Consider the following 16,502-nt stretch of genomic DNA (forward strand, 5'->3'; position numbering starts at 1 on the left):
AATAAAATAAAAATTAATTTTGTGGGGAGGGGTAATATTATGTGCTTAGTATTTATCGATCCAATGATCATTAGATCACTTAATAAAAGTAAATTAAGAAAAAAAATATTATATCTACTATATAAAATATATCCTAATGGCATTTACTTATCAGAAATTTCAAGAAGAGTAAGATCTGACCCCAGTAATGTTCTTGGATGTTTAAAAGGTTTAAATGGAAGGTATAATGGTAATTTTTCCCTAATTGAATTAGGATTAGTAGAATGCGTTGAAGTGGGGGGAATGAAATTATATAAGCTAACAGATTATGGAAAAAAAATTGTTGATATATTAATGGATCAAGATAGTGATTTTATAGATACTTTAAGGTGGTAGTATATGAGATTTGATTCTTTGAATATCGAAGAGATTGTTGAAGGAAGGTTTAACATAGATAAAGATACAAAAAAAGTAGATGAAATTATTTGTGAAGTTATAAATAATATAGTACCATCTGAAATTAAACTAAAAAAGAAAATTGAAATGATAGATAGCACCATAGAATACTTAGGTTATGAATTACTTACTACCTTTATAAAGCAGGGAGTAGAATTTGGAATCTTTTCAATTATCTCAAAATATTCTCCAAAAATTGATGAGATTCCTTCGTTAGTTAAATATCCAAATACTCAGTTTGTTATTGACTACATAAAAACATCATTAAACATTGGAATTTTAAAGTATGATGACAATAAAATTAAAATAAACGAAGATTATGAAGTAAATATAAAAATGCCAAAGTTTAACAAAATTATTAGTGATTACATAATGAAATATAACTTTATAACTTATATATCAAGGTATGCTTTAATTAGCTATACCCACCCAAAGATCTCTATAAATTTCAAAAAAGATCCTGACATATGGGATATGATATTAAGCAGTCCATATTATTCATTGTTTAGAGAAATTGCAAATGAGTATTTAAAAATTGAAGTGGATGACTATATACTAGATGTAGGGTGTGGTTCAAGATCTCCAAAATACTTTATAGATATTATTTATCCTAAAGGATTCTATATGGGTGTGGATATATCAAAAGGTTTATTACAAATTGCAGAATGTAGGGTAAAAAAATTATATTATGACTGTTACGATTTTAAAAATATAGATTTTACTAAAATAATTCCTAAAGAGAAATATGATTATGTTATATGCACACATACGTTAAAATATGCTTCATTGTTAAAACAATTTTTATTAAATATGATGAATTCTATTCATAGGGGTGGAAAAATATTTATTTCAGAAGATTTTATTCCGAAAAACAGTAAAGAAAACTGTACTTATAAAGAGATATTTGAATTTTATAATAGACTAAATTGTAGATTTAGAAGATATTATTCAGAAGAAGATATCACTAATGTTCTTAATTTATTAGGATTTGATTTTAAAATTAAAAGATTAGGTAATGGAATTTTAGTCATTGAAAAGATATAATAAAGATTCATTATATATTTTAAATTTATATAAAATTATAAATGATAATACTTAAAGTGGTAATATTATGAAAGCTAAGGAAATTATAGAATTTATTGAAAGCTTTGCACCAAAGGAGTTAGCTATTGAAGGAGACAATGTAGGATTGCAGGTTGGGGATGACTTAGATAAAGAAGTAAAAAAAATGGGCATAGCCTTAGACCCATCATTGTCAGTTATTAAAAAAGCTGAAAAAGAGAAAATAGATTTTTTATTTACTCATCATCCATTATTAAAAGACCCAATAAGAAATTTTACAGGCATTATTTACAAAAAACTAAAAATATTAATGGAAAATGACATAATTTTATATTCTGCCCATACAAACTTAGATATCTGCAAAAATGGGTTGAATGATGCTTTAGCTGAAGTTTATAATTTGGAGAATGTTGAGCCTTTATATGATAATGGACTTGGGAGAGTTGGACTATTTAGAGAAACATTTGAAGAATTTTTGGATATAACTAAAAAATATATTCATAAAAATCCTATTGTTGTTAAGAGTAAAGAAGTTGGGGATAACTTTAAATTAGCTGTTTTATCAGGATATGGTTTATCTCAATCCTCTATAAAATATGTTTCTGAAAAGGCAGATGTATATCTTTCTGGAGATTTAACTCACCATTCAAAAATTTTAGCTGAAGAGCTTGGTTTAGTTGTTGTTGATGCTACGCACTACTCAACAGAAGTTTATGGATTAAAGAAATTTATGGAATATTTATCTTCAAATTTAGATGTAGAAATAGTCAGTTTAGATTTTTAAATATATTAATATGTTCTAAAACTATCTACCATTTAAATTAATATTACGGAAGGAAATTTCCTTCTGGTTTTATGGTATTATACACTAAACCCATCTAAAAAAATAACCTATTGAAAATAGACATCGGGATAAAAATTTCTCAGAAATTCAAAGTTTAATAGGCTATTTACAAAATCTTATTAAAAAGTAATTATTAACTAAAGTTTTATATATTATTTCAACATTTAATTTTATATTATATTATATAATTTTTACATATTTTTGTAGTATGATAAACTTTAAGTGTGATACTATGCCAATATTTCAAGTTCTTGGTAAAAAGGGAACAATAGAAATATTATATAAAATTAAAGAGGGGGTTAATTCTTTTACTAACATAAAGGAAGCTATGGATAGGGATGGCTGTAGTGTTAGTACAAGAACTCTTGCTGAAAGATTAAGTGAATTAGAGAACGAAAATTTAATACAAAAAATCGGAAATAAATATTATCTGACTAAAAAAGGAGAAGAATCTTTAGAAATTATTGAGAATATTTTAAAATGGGAAGCCAAGTGGGAAGAAGCAAAAATCCCAAAAATTATAATTGGAATGCTTGGAGATAAAGAAAGATAATGGGTGAATAATGTATGAAAATAGTTACATTTTCTGTTGCAAAGGGTGGTGTAGGAAAAACAATCATTACAGCAAATGTTGCAGCAGCATTAGCAATAAAAAATAAGAAAGTCTTACTTATTGATGGAGATATAGGATCAAAATCCTTATCTCATCTTTTAAATATAAAATCAGAGGTATTTTTGTTGGATGTAATAGAAAGTGGAGGTTCAATAAAAGATGCCATAGTTAAAACATCAATTGAAAATCTTGAATTATTGTCAATTGGTAAGTCACTTACTGATTACTTAAAATTTGACATAGATGTGCTAAAAAAATTTGATGAGTTAAAAGATTACGACTATATATTTATAGATGCCCCAACAACATCAAGTGGTATTGAGACATACTTAGCGTTAGGGTTTTCTAACTACTTTGTTCCAATTTTGGATTATACTGCATTTGGTCCAAGTTTGCAGGGGGCTATAAATACTATAGTAATTGGAAAAAATTATTTAGAAAGTGAGCCAGTAGGATTTATAATAAACAAAGCTGATGAGTTGCCAGAAACAGTTGTTAACGATGTTAAGAAAATATTAGGTTTGGAGTGTATCTCTATCATTCACAAAAGTTCTGTAGTAGAACAATCCTACGCAAAAAAAGAAATTGTCTATTTAAAACATTCAGATAAAAAATTCAACTCTGAAATTAATAAAATCGTTAATGTATTAGAAAAACTAAAAGAAGCAAAGAAAAGAAACATTCCTAAGGTTCTTGAAAAAATAAAAGAAAGCACTTTGTTATAATTAATCTTTTTTAGTTTTTTTGTTATTTTTTAATACCATAATATCTACAATATTCATTAAAATTTCTTTTTGCTCTTCTTCAGAGGGTATTTTTAAATTATACTTTTTTAGTAATTTCTCATCTACATTAAATTTACGACCTAATTTTACTTCTTCATCAATGTATTTTCTTAATAATTCTTCTTTTAATTTTGTAGCATTTTTTAAGAAACATTTACTAATTTCTAATACAAGAATTACAAATATAGCTCCCACGATTGTCATAACTATTCTTTCTTTTATATATTCGGGAATAGATATAATGTAATCCTCTGCATTTAGATGTAAATACAGTATTCCCAAAATAGAGCCATAAAGATGATCAACCATAACTGATGTAAATGATAATATTAAAGCTCCAATTATGGTTTTTTTAAAATCTTTGTTGAATAATAATTTGCTTATTTTATCTCTACAAATAACAACAAGAAGTAAAGCAAAAATTGTTAAAATAGGATGATAAAATGCAACTCTACCAACATTTGTTGAATAAAATATTAATAACCCCACAATGAATATTAATATAGAATACTTCCATTTACCTTCTGATAGTGCTCCTGCTGATATTGTTGCTAATACTGGAGGTATTATTGAATATAATCCAAAATAAAACGCTTTTGGTTTTATAAAGAAATAAATTAATGTAGATACTCCTATCGCAAGAGCTCCATATATAGGACCTAACACAAGACCACATAATGCGGAAATACTTGGATATGCATTTATTTTGTGCGGAACTCCTACCATTTCAAATCTGAGAAATGGAATAAATATAAATATAAATGTAACTATGCCACTAAAAAGCAATAATAAGGTTTTTTTATCTTTTCTAATGTATTTGAATAAGTTCATATTACCACATAACACATATTATCCATTAAACCGAATATTAAAATTCATATTAAATTATTAAAATTCATATTAAATTATTAAAATTCATATTAAATTATTAAAATTCATATTAAATTATTAAAATTCATATTAAATTATTAAAATTCATATTAAATTATTAAAATTCATATTAAATTATTAAAATTCATATTAAATTATTAAAATTCATATTAAATTATTAAAATTCATATTAAATTATTAAAATTCATATTAAATTATTAAAATTCATATTAAATTATTAAAATTCATATTAAATTATTAATGAGCATTTTATTTATGATCATAATTAATATAATATAAATTTTAATATAAAAAATTAATCCAATAAAATTTCAATAGGTGTTATAAATGGTTGATGCCCTAAAAGATATAAAAGTAAAGGATATAATGACAAAAAATGTTATAACAGCAAAAAAAGATGAAGGTGTTATAGAGGCATTTGAAAAAATGTTAAAATATAAAATTAGCTCCTTGCCTGTAGTTAATGACGAAAATAAAGTTATAGGAATCGTTACAACAACTGACATTGGATACAATTTAATAAGGGATAGATACACATTAGAAACTAAAATTGAGGATGTAATGACTAAAGATGTGGTTACCATAGATAAAAATGCAAGTATATTAGAGGCTATTAAAAAAATGGACATTACTGGAAATACAGAAATTATTAATCAACTACCCGTTGTTGATGATAATAACAAGTTAGTTGGAATAATTTCAGATGGAGACATAATTAGGGCAATATCAAGATATATTATTAGAGATAAATAAATATTTAGGTGATTTTATGCACCATCATGATATTCATTATAAAAAAGTTATAGCTATGGTTGATGATGCTCTAAATTTTGTTGAAATAGTTGAGGAACATCCTTGTCCTAATGGCAGTGAGTGGGTTATATATCAATATAAGAGAACTTCTCCATTAATTTTATCAGCGTGGAGAAATGGAAATAAACATCATTTTGTAACTAAAATTGGTAAAGAAAAATTAAATTTAGTTCCTTCATTATCTGCCGCTGGAATTGAAGAAGTTTATATTGAAAATGATAAAGTTCATATCGTCTATGCTGGATTAGCTGGAGGAGGAGTAGGGACTGAATTAAGAAAAGGGGCTGAAAATGTCATTGAAGTAAATATCTTAGAGAAGGGTGGCGGTTCAAAAGTAGGAAGGGCTGAAGTGGTAACTCCAAAAATGGAGAAGGTTATTATTGGTATAGATGATACAGACACAAAAGAGAAAGGAGCCACTTGGGTTTTGGCTCACGAAATTGGTTTAGAAGTAGAGAAACATAAGTTAGGTTATTACTTAGATCATACAATTGTCCAACTATATCCGGGAAATCCTAACAAAACTCAAAATTGCGTTTCAATTGCTTTAAGTTTTGCTGTTTATCCAGAATACAAATATAAAATTGATAAATTTGTTAAAAAATTGTTAAAAGAGAGAAGTTTATCAGATAATACTGCAATGGCTGTATATTATGGACTATTTCCATCAAAAAGTATGAAATTATTTACTATGAAGGCAAAAAAGAAAATGGTTACATTAGAAGAAGCAAAATCTATCGCCTTAAGAAACAATATAAAAATAATTCCAGTTACTGGCGAAGGAGGAATTATTGGGGCTGTGGCAGCGTTAGGTTTGGCTGAACATCACAACTTAGCTCCTAAATTATGCGAAGATATTGAAATGAAGAAAACTATAATATAAGTAATATTAATTTTAATTTTTTATAAATTCTAATTACATCTTACATCTGAATTCATTATACCACCTTAATGATTATTTTAATAATTATAAATAATTATTAGAAATTCTAATTGGTAGTATTTTATAGTTTTTTAAAGTTATTGATTATTACCTATTTATTAAGAATATTATATAAATGGTGATAATTATGGATAAAAAGAATGAAAAAAATAAAATAAAATTAACTGAATTGGTTAAATTACACGGATGAGCTTGCAAACTGCCCAGCACCGAGTTAGAGTATTTAGTAAAAGGCATAGTTACTGATGAGGATTTAAGCGATAAAAATATTTTAGTTGGCTTAGGAGATGATGCATCAATAATTAAAAGAAATGGTTTAGTTATAGCAAAAACAGTTGATGTCTTTACGCCAATAGTTGATGATCCATATATACAGGGAAAGATAGCGGCATCCAATTCTACAAGCGATATATATGCTATGGGACTTTTAGATATTATAGGAGTTTTGGCAATAGTAGGAATTCCAGAAAAATTGCCAATACCAATAGTTAGAGAAATGTTAAAGGGCTTCCAAGATTTTTGTAGAGAGAATAAAACTTCAATAGTTGGAGGGCATACAATACTAAATCCATGGCCCTTAATTGGAGGAGCAGTTACTGGTGTTGGTAGAGAGGAGGAAGTATTAACAAAAGGAGGAGCAAAAGAGGGAGATGTTTTAATACTAACAAAACCCTTGGGAACTCAAACAGCGATGGCTCTAAATAGAATTCCAGAAGAGTTTGAAAATCTATTAAATATAACTACTGAGGAAAAAAATTATATTGTTAATAGAGCAATAGAGATAATGACAACATCAAACAGATATGGATTGTTAGCTTTAAGAAAAGCAGAAGAAAGAGTTGGAGATAAAATAGGTAATGCATTAACAGACATTACAGGATTTGGAATATTGGGACATTCAAATGAAATGGCTAAAAATAGCAATGTTTTAATTGAAATTACTACTTTACCATGCATAAGAAAAACACCTGAATTAAGTAAAATGTTTGGCCACGCATTATTGGAAGGTTATGGAGCAGAAACTGCTGGAGGTTTATTAATATCAGCAAAAAAAGAATATAAAGATGACTTAATTGATGAATTGGAAAAATATAAATGTTATTCATTTGAAGTTGGTAGAGTGTTAAAGAAAGGAGAAGGTAAGGCAGTTTTATCAAAGGATGTTAAAGTTATTGAAGTATAACTCGGTGCTGGGCAGTTATTTAAAAATGTCTTTGGTCGATGTGCCGAACCCTTCCTTAGGGAGGCACATCGAAAATCTTTAAATAAAAATTTTTTCTTTTAATTTCATAAAGATATAAGGTGAAAATATGGAGATAAACTTAAATGAAATATTAAAAAAAGAGCCAATGTACAGTGGGAAGGCAAAGTCAATATATGAAATAGATGAGGATAAAGTTTTAATTGAATTTAGAGATGATATTACAGCAGGGAATGGGGCTAAACATGATGTAAAAGAAGGGAAAGGGCATTTAAACGCTTTAATTTCATCAAAGTTATTTGAAATTTTAAATGAAAATGGAGTGGAGACACATTATATTAAATATATAGAACCAAGGTATATGGTGGCTAAGAAGGTAGAGATAATTCCAATAGAGGTTATAGTTAGGAATATAGCGGCAGGAAGTTTATGTAGGAGATATCCTTTTGAAGAAGGTAAAGAATTACCATTCCCAATTATCCAGTTTGACTACAAAAATGACAAATATGGAGACCCTATGCTAAATGATGATATTGCAGTTGCCTTAGGATTAGCAACGAGAGAGGAACTTAACAAGATGAGAGAAATAGCGTTAAAGGTTAATGATGTGTTAAAAAAATTCTTTGATGAGAGAGGAATAATATTAGTTGATTTTAAAATAGAGATAGGAAGAACAAAGAATGGAAAATTAGTAGTTGCTGACGAAATTAGCCCTGATACTATGAGATTGTGGGATAAAAATACAAGAGATGTCTTAGATAAAGATGTATTTAGAAAAGACTTGGGAGATGTTATTGCTAAGTATAAAATAGTTGCTGAAAAGATATTACAATAAATAAAATATGAGAGGGAACTTTTATGTATAAAGCCACAGTTACAATAAAATTAAAAAAAGGAGTTTTAAACCCAGAAGGAATGACTATAAAGAGAGCTTTAAACTTTTTAGGATATGATAATGTCAAGGAAGTTCAAACATACAAAATGATAGACATTATAATTGATGAGGAAGATGAGGAAAAAGTTAAAGAAAAAGTCGAGGAAATGTGTAAAAAATTATTGGCGAATCCTGTTATTCACGACTATGAAATAGAGATTAAGAAACTATAAAATTCTAAATTTTTAATCTTATTTATTATTTTTATAATTTCTAATTTTTTACTTAGGTGATACTCGTGGATAAAAAATTAAAGTTAATAAAGTTACTCAAAGATGTTGGATGTGTAAAATTTGGAGATTTTATTTTATCCTCTGGTAAAAAAAGTAATTACTACATTGACATAAAAAAGGCTACAACAAACCCAGAGATTTTAAAGTTAATAGGAGAAATTATTGCTGAAAATATTAAAGATGAAAATGTGAAAGTTGCTGGTATTGAGTTGGGCTCTGTTCCAATAGCCACGGCAGTTTCTATTTTAGGGCAAAAACCACTATTAATTATTAGAAAAAAACCAAAAGATTACGGAACTAAAAATAAAATAGAGGGAGAATTAAAAGAAGGGGATAATGTTATAGTAGTTGAGGATGTAACAACTACTGGAAACAGTGTTTTAAAAGCAGTTAAAGAAATTAGAAAATATGGAGGTGTTGTTAAAAAAGTTTTTGTTGTTGTAGATAGATTAGAAGGGGCTAAAGAAAATTTACAAAAAGCGAATGTTGAACTAATCCCATTAGTTACTGTAAAAGAATTACAAGCCTCCCAATAAACTTAAAAACTTTTTAGTTTTCTCTTTTTTGACTTTACCAAACTTTTCTAATTTCTTTATATCCACATTTTTACTGATTAATATTTCTTTTAATGGCTCAATTAAGGCAATTTTTTTGAGTAAATCTTCAATCTCCTTTTTATCAAAGTTAAATCTCTCCACAACATCCCAATCGTGAATTAAATATAAGGCAACTCCACCAACATTTTTTAAAGGAATCTGATATTTTGGTAATTCCTCTTCTAATTTAAATTTTAAATCTAAGACATTTACACAATCAACTCCTTCAACTTTCATCCAAGTTAAAAATCCTTTCTGTGGAGTTATCATAATAGATGGAAATAAATTACTCCTTGCTCTTTCATCAGGAGTTTTATATAAGTAAAATTTAAAGACATCCTCTGAAAATCTTTTTATTAAAATATCAAAAGATATTTTCTTAGATAATTCATTTTTAAGTTTAATTGCTTCTTTTAATGAGTCTATTGGCTCTCCATTTTTGTATAATCCTTCTTTTTCAAGCATTTCTTTAAGTTCAAGTTCTTTTAACTTTTTTTCCTCTACGCATCTTATGTCAAGAATTCCACCACTTACATCCTCTTCCGCTTTAAATGTTGAAGTTAATTCTAAATATTTTTTGAGATATTTTTTATCCTCTTTGCTAAGTAATCTATTAAGTTTTTCCTCAATGGTTTTTTCAATCTCATCTTTATATGTATTTAAATATCCAATAGCCAAAACTCTTCTTACATATTGATCGTCAATAATTTTATTTTTTGAATAATTTCTCTTAATTGAAGTAATTATAACATTTCCATATTTTTCTTTAATGTACTTCTCATAATTTTTGTCTTCAACTTTTATTCTTTTAAATTCTCTTTTACCTTTGTCAATTACTATAAAAGAGACTGTATAAGATGTTAAAATACCCCTGCCTTTCGGCTCTAATATATCTAAAAACTCTTTGTAAGTATTTATTAAATAAGGGGGAAATTCAGACATTATTTTTTTATAGGACCCATCTAATGGTAGACTTGGGGGTAGATTAATGTTACCAATATCTTCACTTAAATGACCTAATGCAATTTTATGTGCAACTAATGCATGTTTAACTCTCTCTAAAATTCCTTTTTTTTCACTGGCAATTCTTCTTAGATATGAGCTATAATTTGCTATTTCCTGTAACCCTTCACTATCATAACTACCTCTTAATTTTCCAACATTTTTATATGGATAATCAAATTCTAAAAATTCCATCTTTGATTTTAAATTCTGTAAAGTTTTTAAATTCTCTTCTAATGTAGATATTATATTATTTAATTCAATTTCATCAATATTTTTGTTTTTTATCTTAATGACTACTTCTTTTAATTTGTTATTAAGTTCACTTAAAGAGTCCAAAAATTCATTAGCACTTTTTATTAAGTTACTGGCATTATCCATAATTGCTCAACTCTTCAATTTCTCCCTTCTTAGGATCTACATACTTTGGAATTGATATGTTCTGTAAATTTCCATTAACAATATCTTTAAATAAATCAATAATATGACAATACTTTCTCTCGGTGTATGCAAATAATTTACAATTCTTAATAAATACTTTTTCATACTTTTTTAAAAACTTTTCAACTCTCTCCTTTTTAAATATTTCTGGCCCTTCCCTCAATGCAACCTTTGGTAATTTATATACTAAAAATTCCCAATATAGATAGCAATAATTATCATCTGCAAAGCACTTACTTTCCAAAATTACGAACTCATTTTTAGCAATAATTTTATTTATACTTTTTTGAAGTTTTTCCATCTGTGGATATATTATATCATCAACAACATCTTTTCTTGGAATTTTTAATACCAATCTATATCCATGCTCTCTATCTTCTAAAATTTTATTTATTTTTTCTTTATAATCCTTAAAGAACTCAATAGATGGATTTTTTAAAAATCTTTGAGAATAAAATATAAATTTACAGTAATTTTCCTTGCTTAATGGTGAAGCAACATTTCTATTTAAATCTACTGGGTCATAAACTACAAGGGAATTATCAAACTTTTTTAAATTTTTTATATCAACATTCTCATAAAGTTTAAAAATATCATCTAATATTATAATTTTTTTTAATTTCCAATTTTGGACATCCTTTAATAAATTTATAAATGATTTATAATGTAAAATTAATAATTCACATAGATAACCAGAAAATCCTTTTGTCTTAACATCAGAGCCATATAGTCCTAAACTTTTTAAAAATGCCTTTAATAATCTAACTTCATCGCATAATTTTTCATTTAATCTATCTTTTAAGAATTTGTGATGTAATGGGGTTCTATCAACAGCAGAAATTATCTTCTCTCCAAAGTTTATTTTATAGCATGGGACGATATCTACATCATATCTATCAACTTTACCTTTAACATAAGGGTGAGAGGCATAGTTTATTTCATAAAAACCATTTAATTTCTCTATAACTTTTACTCCTATATCTAAGCCTATAGATTCCAATTCATCTTCTGAAACTTTTTTATCAAATAGTATAAAAATATCAATATCATAATCGTCTTTTAAATTTGTATTCCTTGCTGAAGAACCAACTAATAAGACATCCAAAACTGGATAGTTATTTTCTTTAACTATATTCCATATTTCTTTAATAATAGTATTAGCCATTTTTTGTAATCTTTCCATCTCTTCCTTAGATGGCTTTATATTTTTTAAAACTTCTTTTAAAATGTTTTCTATATTTTTTAATTTATTATCTTCCATTTCCATACTAATCACTATTTTCATTATGGATTTAAATATATAATGATGTTATTATCCCCAAAATTCCAAAAAATATTCCTATAATCCACAATATTAAAACTAATTGATACTCTTTCATAGGTTTAAACTTTAAAATTAATCTTGGTAGTGATAAATAACCTCCTAAATAATATAGTTTTCCATCCTCTTTTAGAGTTGTTGGTTTATGCTCATCTCTACTCATAACTCCAGCACTAATATATTTTAAAGAGGCATCTATGATATAGGGTAAGGTTATAATTAAAAAGGGGATGTATTCTTTATATAAAACTGCTAAAACTGATAAAAATGCTCCTATTGGTAAGGTTCCTACATCTCCAGGAAATATTTTTGCTGGATATTTATTAAATATTAACAATCCAAAGTATGAAGAGGCAAAGATTAAAGATAGTATAGAGCCAGTTATATGATTGTTTAAAAATAAAATTATACTCATTGAAATTGTTACTATTATTCCTATCCCTATTTCTAATCCATTAAATCCAGCCAGCATATTTGTTAAATTTGAATATATGGTAATTCCTATGGCAATTAAAAAAATTCCGAATAAATCAATATATGAATATTTGTAAAATAATGTTCCAATGATTAAACCCGTTATAAACAACAATATCAATTTTTCTTTTGGAGAGAGTTTGGCTATATCATCAATCACTCCTATTATTCCAGAGGCAATTATTGGTAAAGTAAAAATTGCATTTATAAATGATATAAATAAAACATTAGAAAATAATGGGGCTAAACCTCCCATTTCTGGAACTTTTACTTTTTTACTTTTGTGTAAATCGTAGCCAAATTTATAATTAATCATCTTTTTCATTAGGAAATAACATAATACAACTGAAAATAAAAATGATAATATAATTAAAATAACAACCATTATATCCCTCAGAAAACTTTAATTAAATGTTTTTAATAAAATCTTCAATAACTCTGTTCTTTAATAACTTTAAAAATTCATTAATTTTTTTCTTTGAGAAGCCATATTTTTTAGCCACCTTATATATTATTTTTTCTCCACCACTACCATATTGAGCCGCTTTTTTTGGTCTATATGCTATATAATCTGGAAGATATTTTGAGGCTACATCTCTTAGAATTCTTTTTCTAAGGTCTGAAATTAAATAATTTGTAGGTAGAGATAATGTCACTTTAACAACATCTTCATCTAAAAATGGAACTCTCAACTCTACACCATTAGCCATTGTGCAATGGTCATCTCTCTCTAAATTTACCTTGTATATATTGGTAAGATCATTTATTAACATTTTTTTAAATTCTTCCTCTCCTTTTTCTTTATAAACTCTTTCGTGTCTTGCATAGCCACCAAATAGTTCATCAGCCCCTTGTCCAGATAGAACAACTTTTAAGCCATCTTTATTGGCAAGTTCAGAGGCAACATAAATTGGAATTCCCACACCTATTTTCATTAAATCAACTTCGTCAATTGCTCTACATACTTTAAAAACATATTCTTCATATTCATTTTCAGAGATTATCTTCTTTCTTAGAGGTAAATTTAACTCTTTACTTAATTTTTCAGCATAAATTAAATCTTCGCTATTTTCTGTTCCTACTGCATATAAAATAACTTCTTTACAATATAAAGATGCTAATTTTGCAATTAAAGAACTATCAACTCCTCCAGAGCATATAACTCCCACTCTATATAGGTCTCTAACTCTCTTTAAGACAGCATTTTTTAATGCCTTTTCTAAGTATTTTTTTGCCTCTTCATAACATAAATTTGTTTTATAATTATTATTTAGATTTTTAAAGTCATCTTTGAAATTTTCTATAATCTCTATTCTGTGGTTATCTAAGTAATAGATTAGTTGAGAGTTTGGTTTCAATGTCTTAATTTTGCTATTTAATATATCTAAATCTTTCTTGCAGTTATCGATATTTATCAACAAATGCCATAATGCTTTTCTTTCAGAAGCAAATGCGAAATATTTTTTAGTATCAACATAAAATAATGGCTTAACTCCAAAAGGATCTCTCGCCAACAATAGAATATTTTTTAATTTATCATAAATTGCAAATGCATAATCTCCATCCAATTCCTCCAATTTATCTTCTTCATATAGATGAATTATAACCTCATTATCAGTATCTGTTTTAAACTCATGATTTTCCTTTAAATATTCCATTAATTCAATATAGTTATAAATTTCTCCATTACAAACTAACCATATATTTTCATCCTCATTAGGAATTGGCTGGTTTCCATATTTTCCTACAATTGCCAATCTGTTATGCCCTATAGTGATGTTTTTAATGTCTACATTTAAGTTTTCAACATCCTTAAAATCTTTAAAGTAAATAATGTTATCATCAATTAACATTCCAGAACTATCCCTACCCCTATGTTTCAAAATCTTCATCATATCTATTGCATATTTTACAGGGATTGGTTGTTCTTTAATAATTATCCCACTTATCGAGCACATATTCCTCACATTTTAATTTAAAAAGTTATTTGTAGTTAAGAGTATATACAGGGGTTAGGATATTTAAATTTTATGTTTTTAGTATATCTTCTCTCGCTAAAAATTTTTATTTTTTAATTTAGAGGATTTTAATTTAATATTTTTAAATTTTAAAAGATTTTATTAAATTTCGGAGGGTCTTCTATTTTGATTAATTTGAATAATTAAGTTTATTAAATTATTGGGATTTTTAAGAGAATTTAGTAGTTTATTTTTATCTCTAATTTTCCCCGATAATTAGGTTAATAATAAAAATTTAAAGAATTTTTAAAGTAATAAATAAAAATAGAAAAGTTTATATATAAGTTCGGAGGTATATAAATAACAAGGGTTACTGACCCTCCAAACTATAACCCCCCAACAAAGAAGCATAATAAAGTAATTTTAGTCCTTAATCTCAAAAAATTATGCCCTGTCTAAAATCAGACCCCTAAGGGGATGGAAAATTGCAGCAATGAGCTCCTTTTCAGATAATATTGATTCGTCTAAGTCTAAAATCAGACCCCTAAGGGGATGGAAAATATCTAAGTCCTTAACGTGCCATGTTCTTGTTTTTTTCCAGTCTAAAATCAGACCCCTAAGGGGATGGAAAATCTTTTCACCTCTAAAAATCGCTATTATCATATTTTACGTCTAAAATCAGACCCCTAAGGGGATGGAAAAAACATTATCAATATTATTTTTAGCTTGATAAATCAATTGCGTCTAAAATCAGACCCCTAAGGGGATGGAAAAAATTATAGATTTATTAAGAAGAATTTAAAGGTGATAGTCTAAAATCAGACCCCTAAGGGGATGGAAATATTAAGAAAATCTGTGTTAATGCCGTTGGGTCATTAGGTCTAAAATCAGACCCCTAAGGGGATGGAAATGTATATTCTCTTTCGGAAATCTTTGTTATCAAATCCTATGAGTCTAAAATCAGACCCCTAAGGGGGAAAATGATTTTAATTTAAGAGGCATTGCTTCCTAAGGGAAGCAATGCATCGGGGGTATACCAATAGGGGGTATCCCCCTATGGGTTTAAAATCAGACCCCTAAGGGGATGGAAATTCATACACCATCTTATCTCCTTTATATATTGCTACATATACATTTGTCTAAAATCAGACCCCTAAGGGGATGGAAATATTTTTCAGCTTTTGCTAATTGCATAAGCATATTTATTAAAGTCTAAAATCAGACCCCTAAGGGGATGGAAATTTAACAGCACTTAAAACATCCTGAGCATATCCCATATTATCGTCTAAAATCAGACCCCTAAGGGGATGGAAATCCTATAATATCCTTCAAATATTCCTTATATATCGGCGGGTCTAAAATCAGACCCCTAAGGGGATGGAAATTTTTAATTTTTCCCAATACATGAACAAAGCATGTTTTGTCTAAAATCAGACCCCTAAGGGGATGGAAATATATGAACATAGATTTTTTTAAATAAACTAACTATTTCGTTGGTCTAAAATCAGACCCCTAAGGGGATGGAAATGAGAATTGTGTTCATATTAATGAAGTTAAAGTCTATATCTTAGTCTAAAATCAGACCCCTAAGGGGATGGAAATTTAATTGTAATGCCACATCTTCAAGTTTTCTCTTAATCTCGTCTAAAATCAGACCCCTAAGGGGATGGAAATGCTGTCGTAAATCTCGTCTGCATCTACTTTATCGTGAATGTCTAAAATCAGACCCCTAAGGGGATGGAAATACGCATAAAGGAAAGATGGAAGTTGTAGAGGGAACTTGTCGTCTAAAATCAGACCCCTAAGGGGATGGAAAGGTTTGTGAGTGGCAGATTGCCGAATTCTATACTTTTATTGTCTAAAATCAGACCCCTAAGGGGATGGAAACTTTCTATAATTGTCATCTATTAAAAATAACTCTACATCTGAGTTTAAAATCAGACCTCTAAGGGGAAA

At 27.4% G+C, this 16,502-nt stretch carries 16 protein-coding genes and 2 CRISPR repeat arrays; of the genes, 11 read left to right on the plus strand and 5 right to left on the minus strand.

Annotated features, from left to right (window positions below; genetic code table 11):
- Positions 1 to 39 precede the first annotated feature (39 nt).
- The 5 genes from KMP69_RS07025 (at position 40) to KMP69_RS07045 (ending at position 3,679) form a co-directional block, all read left to right on the plus strand.
- A complete protein-coding gene (locus tag KMP69_RS07025; protein WP_214399751.1) occupies positions 40 to 375 on the plus strand; it encodes a helix-turn-helix domain-containing protein in 336 nt (111 codons plus the stop codon).
- Positions 376 to 378: 3 nt separating this feature from the next.
- A complete protein-coding gene (locus KMP69_RS07030; protein WP_214399752.1) occupies positions 379 to 1,479 on the plus strand; it encodes a class I SAM-dependent methyltransferase in 1,101 nt (366 codons plus the stop codon).
- Positions 1,480 to 1,546: 67 nt separating this feature from the next.
- A complete protein-coding gene (locus KMP69_RS07035; RefSeq protein ID WP_214399753.1) occupies positions 1,547 to 2,281 on the plus strand; it encodes a Nif3-like dinuclear metal center hexameric protein in 735 nt (244 codons plus the stop codon).
- Positions 2,282 to 2,573: 292 nt separating this feature from the next.
- The gene (locus tag KMP69_RS07040; protein WP_214399754.1) at positions 2,574 to 2,894 is read left to right on the plus strand and encodes a winged helix-turn-helix transcriptional regulator; all 321 of its coding nucleotides are present in this window, start codon (positions 2,574 to 2,576) and stop codon (positions 2,892 to 2,894) included.
- Positions 2,895 to 2,908: 14 nt separating this feature from the next.
- Positions 2,909 to 3,679 carry a ParA family protein gene (locus KMP69_RS07045; RefSeq protein ID WP_214399755.1) on the plus strand — a complete coding sequence of 257 codons (771 nt, stop codon included), beginning with the start codon at positions 2,909 to 2,911 and terminating at the stop codon, positions 3,677 to 3,679.
- On the opposite strand, the gene KMP69_RS07050 is transcribed toward KMP69_RS07045, so the two are convergent.
- Positions 3,680 to 4,570, minus strand: a complete 891-nt coding sequence (locus KMP69_RS07050; RefSeq protein ID WP_214399756.1) for a hypothetical protein — start codon at positions 4,568 to 4,570, stop codon at positions 3,680 to 3,682.
- 387 nt (positions 4,571 to 4,957) lie between these two features.
- Here KMP69_RS07050 and KMP69_RS07055 point away from each other — a divergent pair, with 387 nt between their 5' ends.
- From KMP69_RS07055 to pyrE, 6 genes are all read left to right on the plus strand, one after another.
- The gene (locus KMP69_RS07055; protein WP_214399757.1) at positions 4,958 to 5,383 is read left to right on the plus strand and encodes a CBS domain-containing protein; all 426 of its coding nucleotides are present in this window, start codon (positions 4,958 to 4,960) and stop codon (positions 5,381 to 5,383) included.
- Positions 5,384 to 5,399: 16 nt separating this feature from the next.
- Positions 5,400 to 6,326 carry a methanogenesis marker protein 11 gene (mmp11, locus tag KMP69_RS07060; RefSeq protein WP_214399758.1) on the plus strand — a complete coding sequence of 309 codons (927 nt, stop codon included), beginning with the start codon at positions 5,400 to 5,402 and terminating at the stop codon, positions 6,324 to 6,326.
- Positions 6,327 to 6,513: 187 nt separating this feature from the next.
- Positions 6,514 to 7,569, plus strand: a complete 1,056-nt coding sequence (gene selD / locus KMP69_RS07065; RefSeq protein WP_214399759.1) for a selenide, water dikinase SelD — start codon at positions 6,514 to 6,516, stop codon at positions 7,567 to 7,569.
- Positions 7,570 to 7,696: 127 nt separating this feature from the next.
- On the plus strand, positions 7,697 to 8,422 hold the full coding sequence (gene purC / locus KMP69_RS07070) for a phosphoribosylaminoimidazolesuccinocarboxamide synthase (RefSeq protein ID WP_214399760.1): 726 nt from the start codon (positions 7,697 to 7,699) through the stop codon (positions 8,420 to 8,422).
- A 23-nt stretch (positions 8,423 to 8,445) separates the two neighbouring features.
- Positions 8,446 to 8,694, plus strand: a complete 249-nt coding sequence (gene purS / locus KMP69_RS07075) for a phosphoribosylformylglycinamidine synthase subunit PurS (protein ID WP_214399761.1) — start codon at positions 8,446 to 8,448, stop codon at positions 8,692 to 8,694.
- 65 nt (positions 8,695 to 8,759) lie between these two features.
- Positions 8,760 to 9,290, plus strand: coding sequence for an orotate phosphoribosyltransferase (gene pyrE, locus KMP69_RS07080; RefSeq protein WP_214399762.1), 531 nt, complete (start codon positions 8,760 to 8,762; stop codon positions 9,288 to 9,290).
- On the opposite strand, the gene KMP69_RS07085 is transcribed toward pyrE, so the two are convergent.
- From KMP69_RS07085 to asnB, 4 genes are read right to left on the minus strand one after another with little or no spacing between them, the layout of a single operon-like run.
- Complete coding sequence (locus KMP69_RS07085; RefSeq protein WP_214399763.1) at positions 9,273 to 10,733, minus strand: DUF530 family protein; 1,461 nt, start codon at positions 10,731 to 10,733, stop codon at positions 9,273 to 9,275. The genes pyrE and KMP69_RS07085 overlap by 18 nt on opposite strands.
- A complete protein-coding gene (gene cca / locus KMP69_RS07090) occupies positions 10,726 to 12,060 on the minus strand; it encodes a CCA tRNA nucleotidyltransferase (RefSeq protein WP_214399764.1) in 1,335 nt (444 codons plus the stop codon). The genes KMP69_RS07085 and cca overlap by 8 nt, the downstream gene beginning before the upstream one ends.
- A 25-nt stretch (positions 12,061 to 12,085) precedes the next feature.
- Entirely contained in the window at positions 12,086 to 12,973 is an 888-nt protein-coding gene (locus KMP69_RS07095; protein ID WP_214399765.1) for an MraY family glycosyltransferase, read from the minus strand.
- Positions 12,974 to 12,995: 22 nt separating this feature from the next.
- The gene (gene asnB, locus KMP69_RS07100; protein ID WP_214399766.1) at positions 12,996 to 14,546 is read right to left on the minus strand and encodes an asparagine synthase (glutamine-hydrolyzing); all 1,551 of its coding nucleotides are present in this window, start codon (positions 14,544 to 14,546) and stop codon (positions 12,996 to 12,998) included.
- A 453-nt stretch (positions 14,547 to 14,999) separates the two neighbouring features.
- Positions 15,000 to 15,458: direct repeats of the CRISPR family, unit length 32 nt; unit sequence GTCTAAAATCAGACCCCTAAGGGGATGGAAAT.
- Positions 15,459 to 15,606: 148 nt separating this feature from the next.
- A CRISPR array of direct repeats spans positions 15,607 to 16,434; the repeat unit is 32 nt; unit sequence GTCTAAAATCAGACCCCTAAGGGGATGGAAAT.
- Positions 16,435 to 16,502: the final 68 nt, after the last annotated feature.

Source organism: Methanocaldococcus lauensis (assembly GCF_902827225.1).
GTDB lineage: Archaea > AGJL01 > Methanococci > Methanococcales > Methanocaldococcaceae > Methanocaldococcus > Methanocaldococcus lauensis.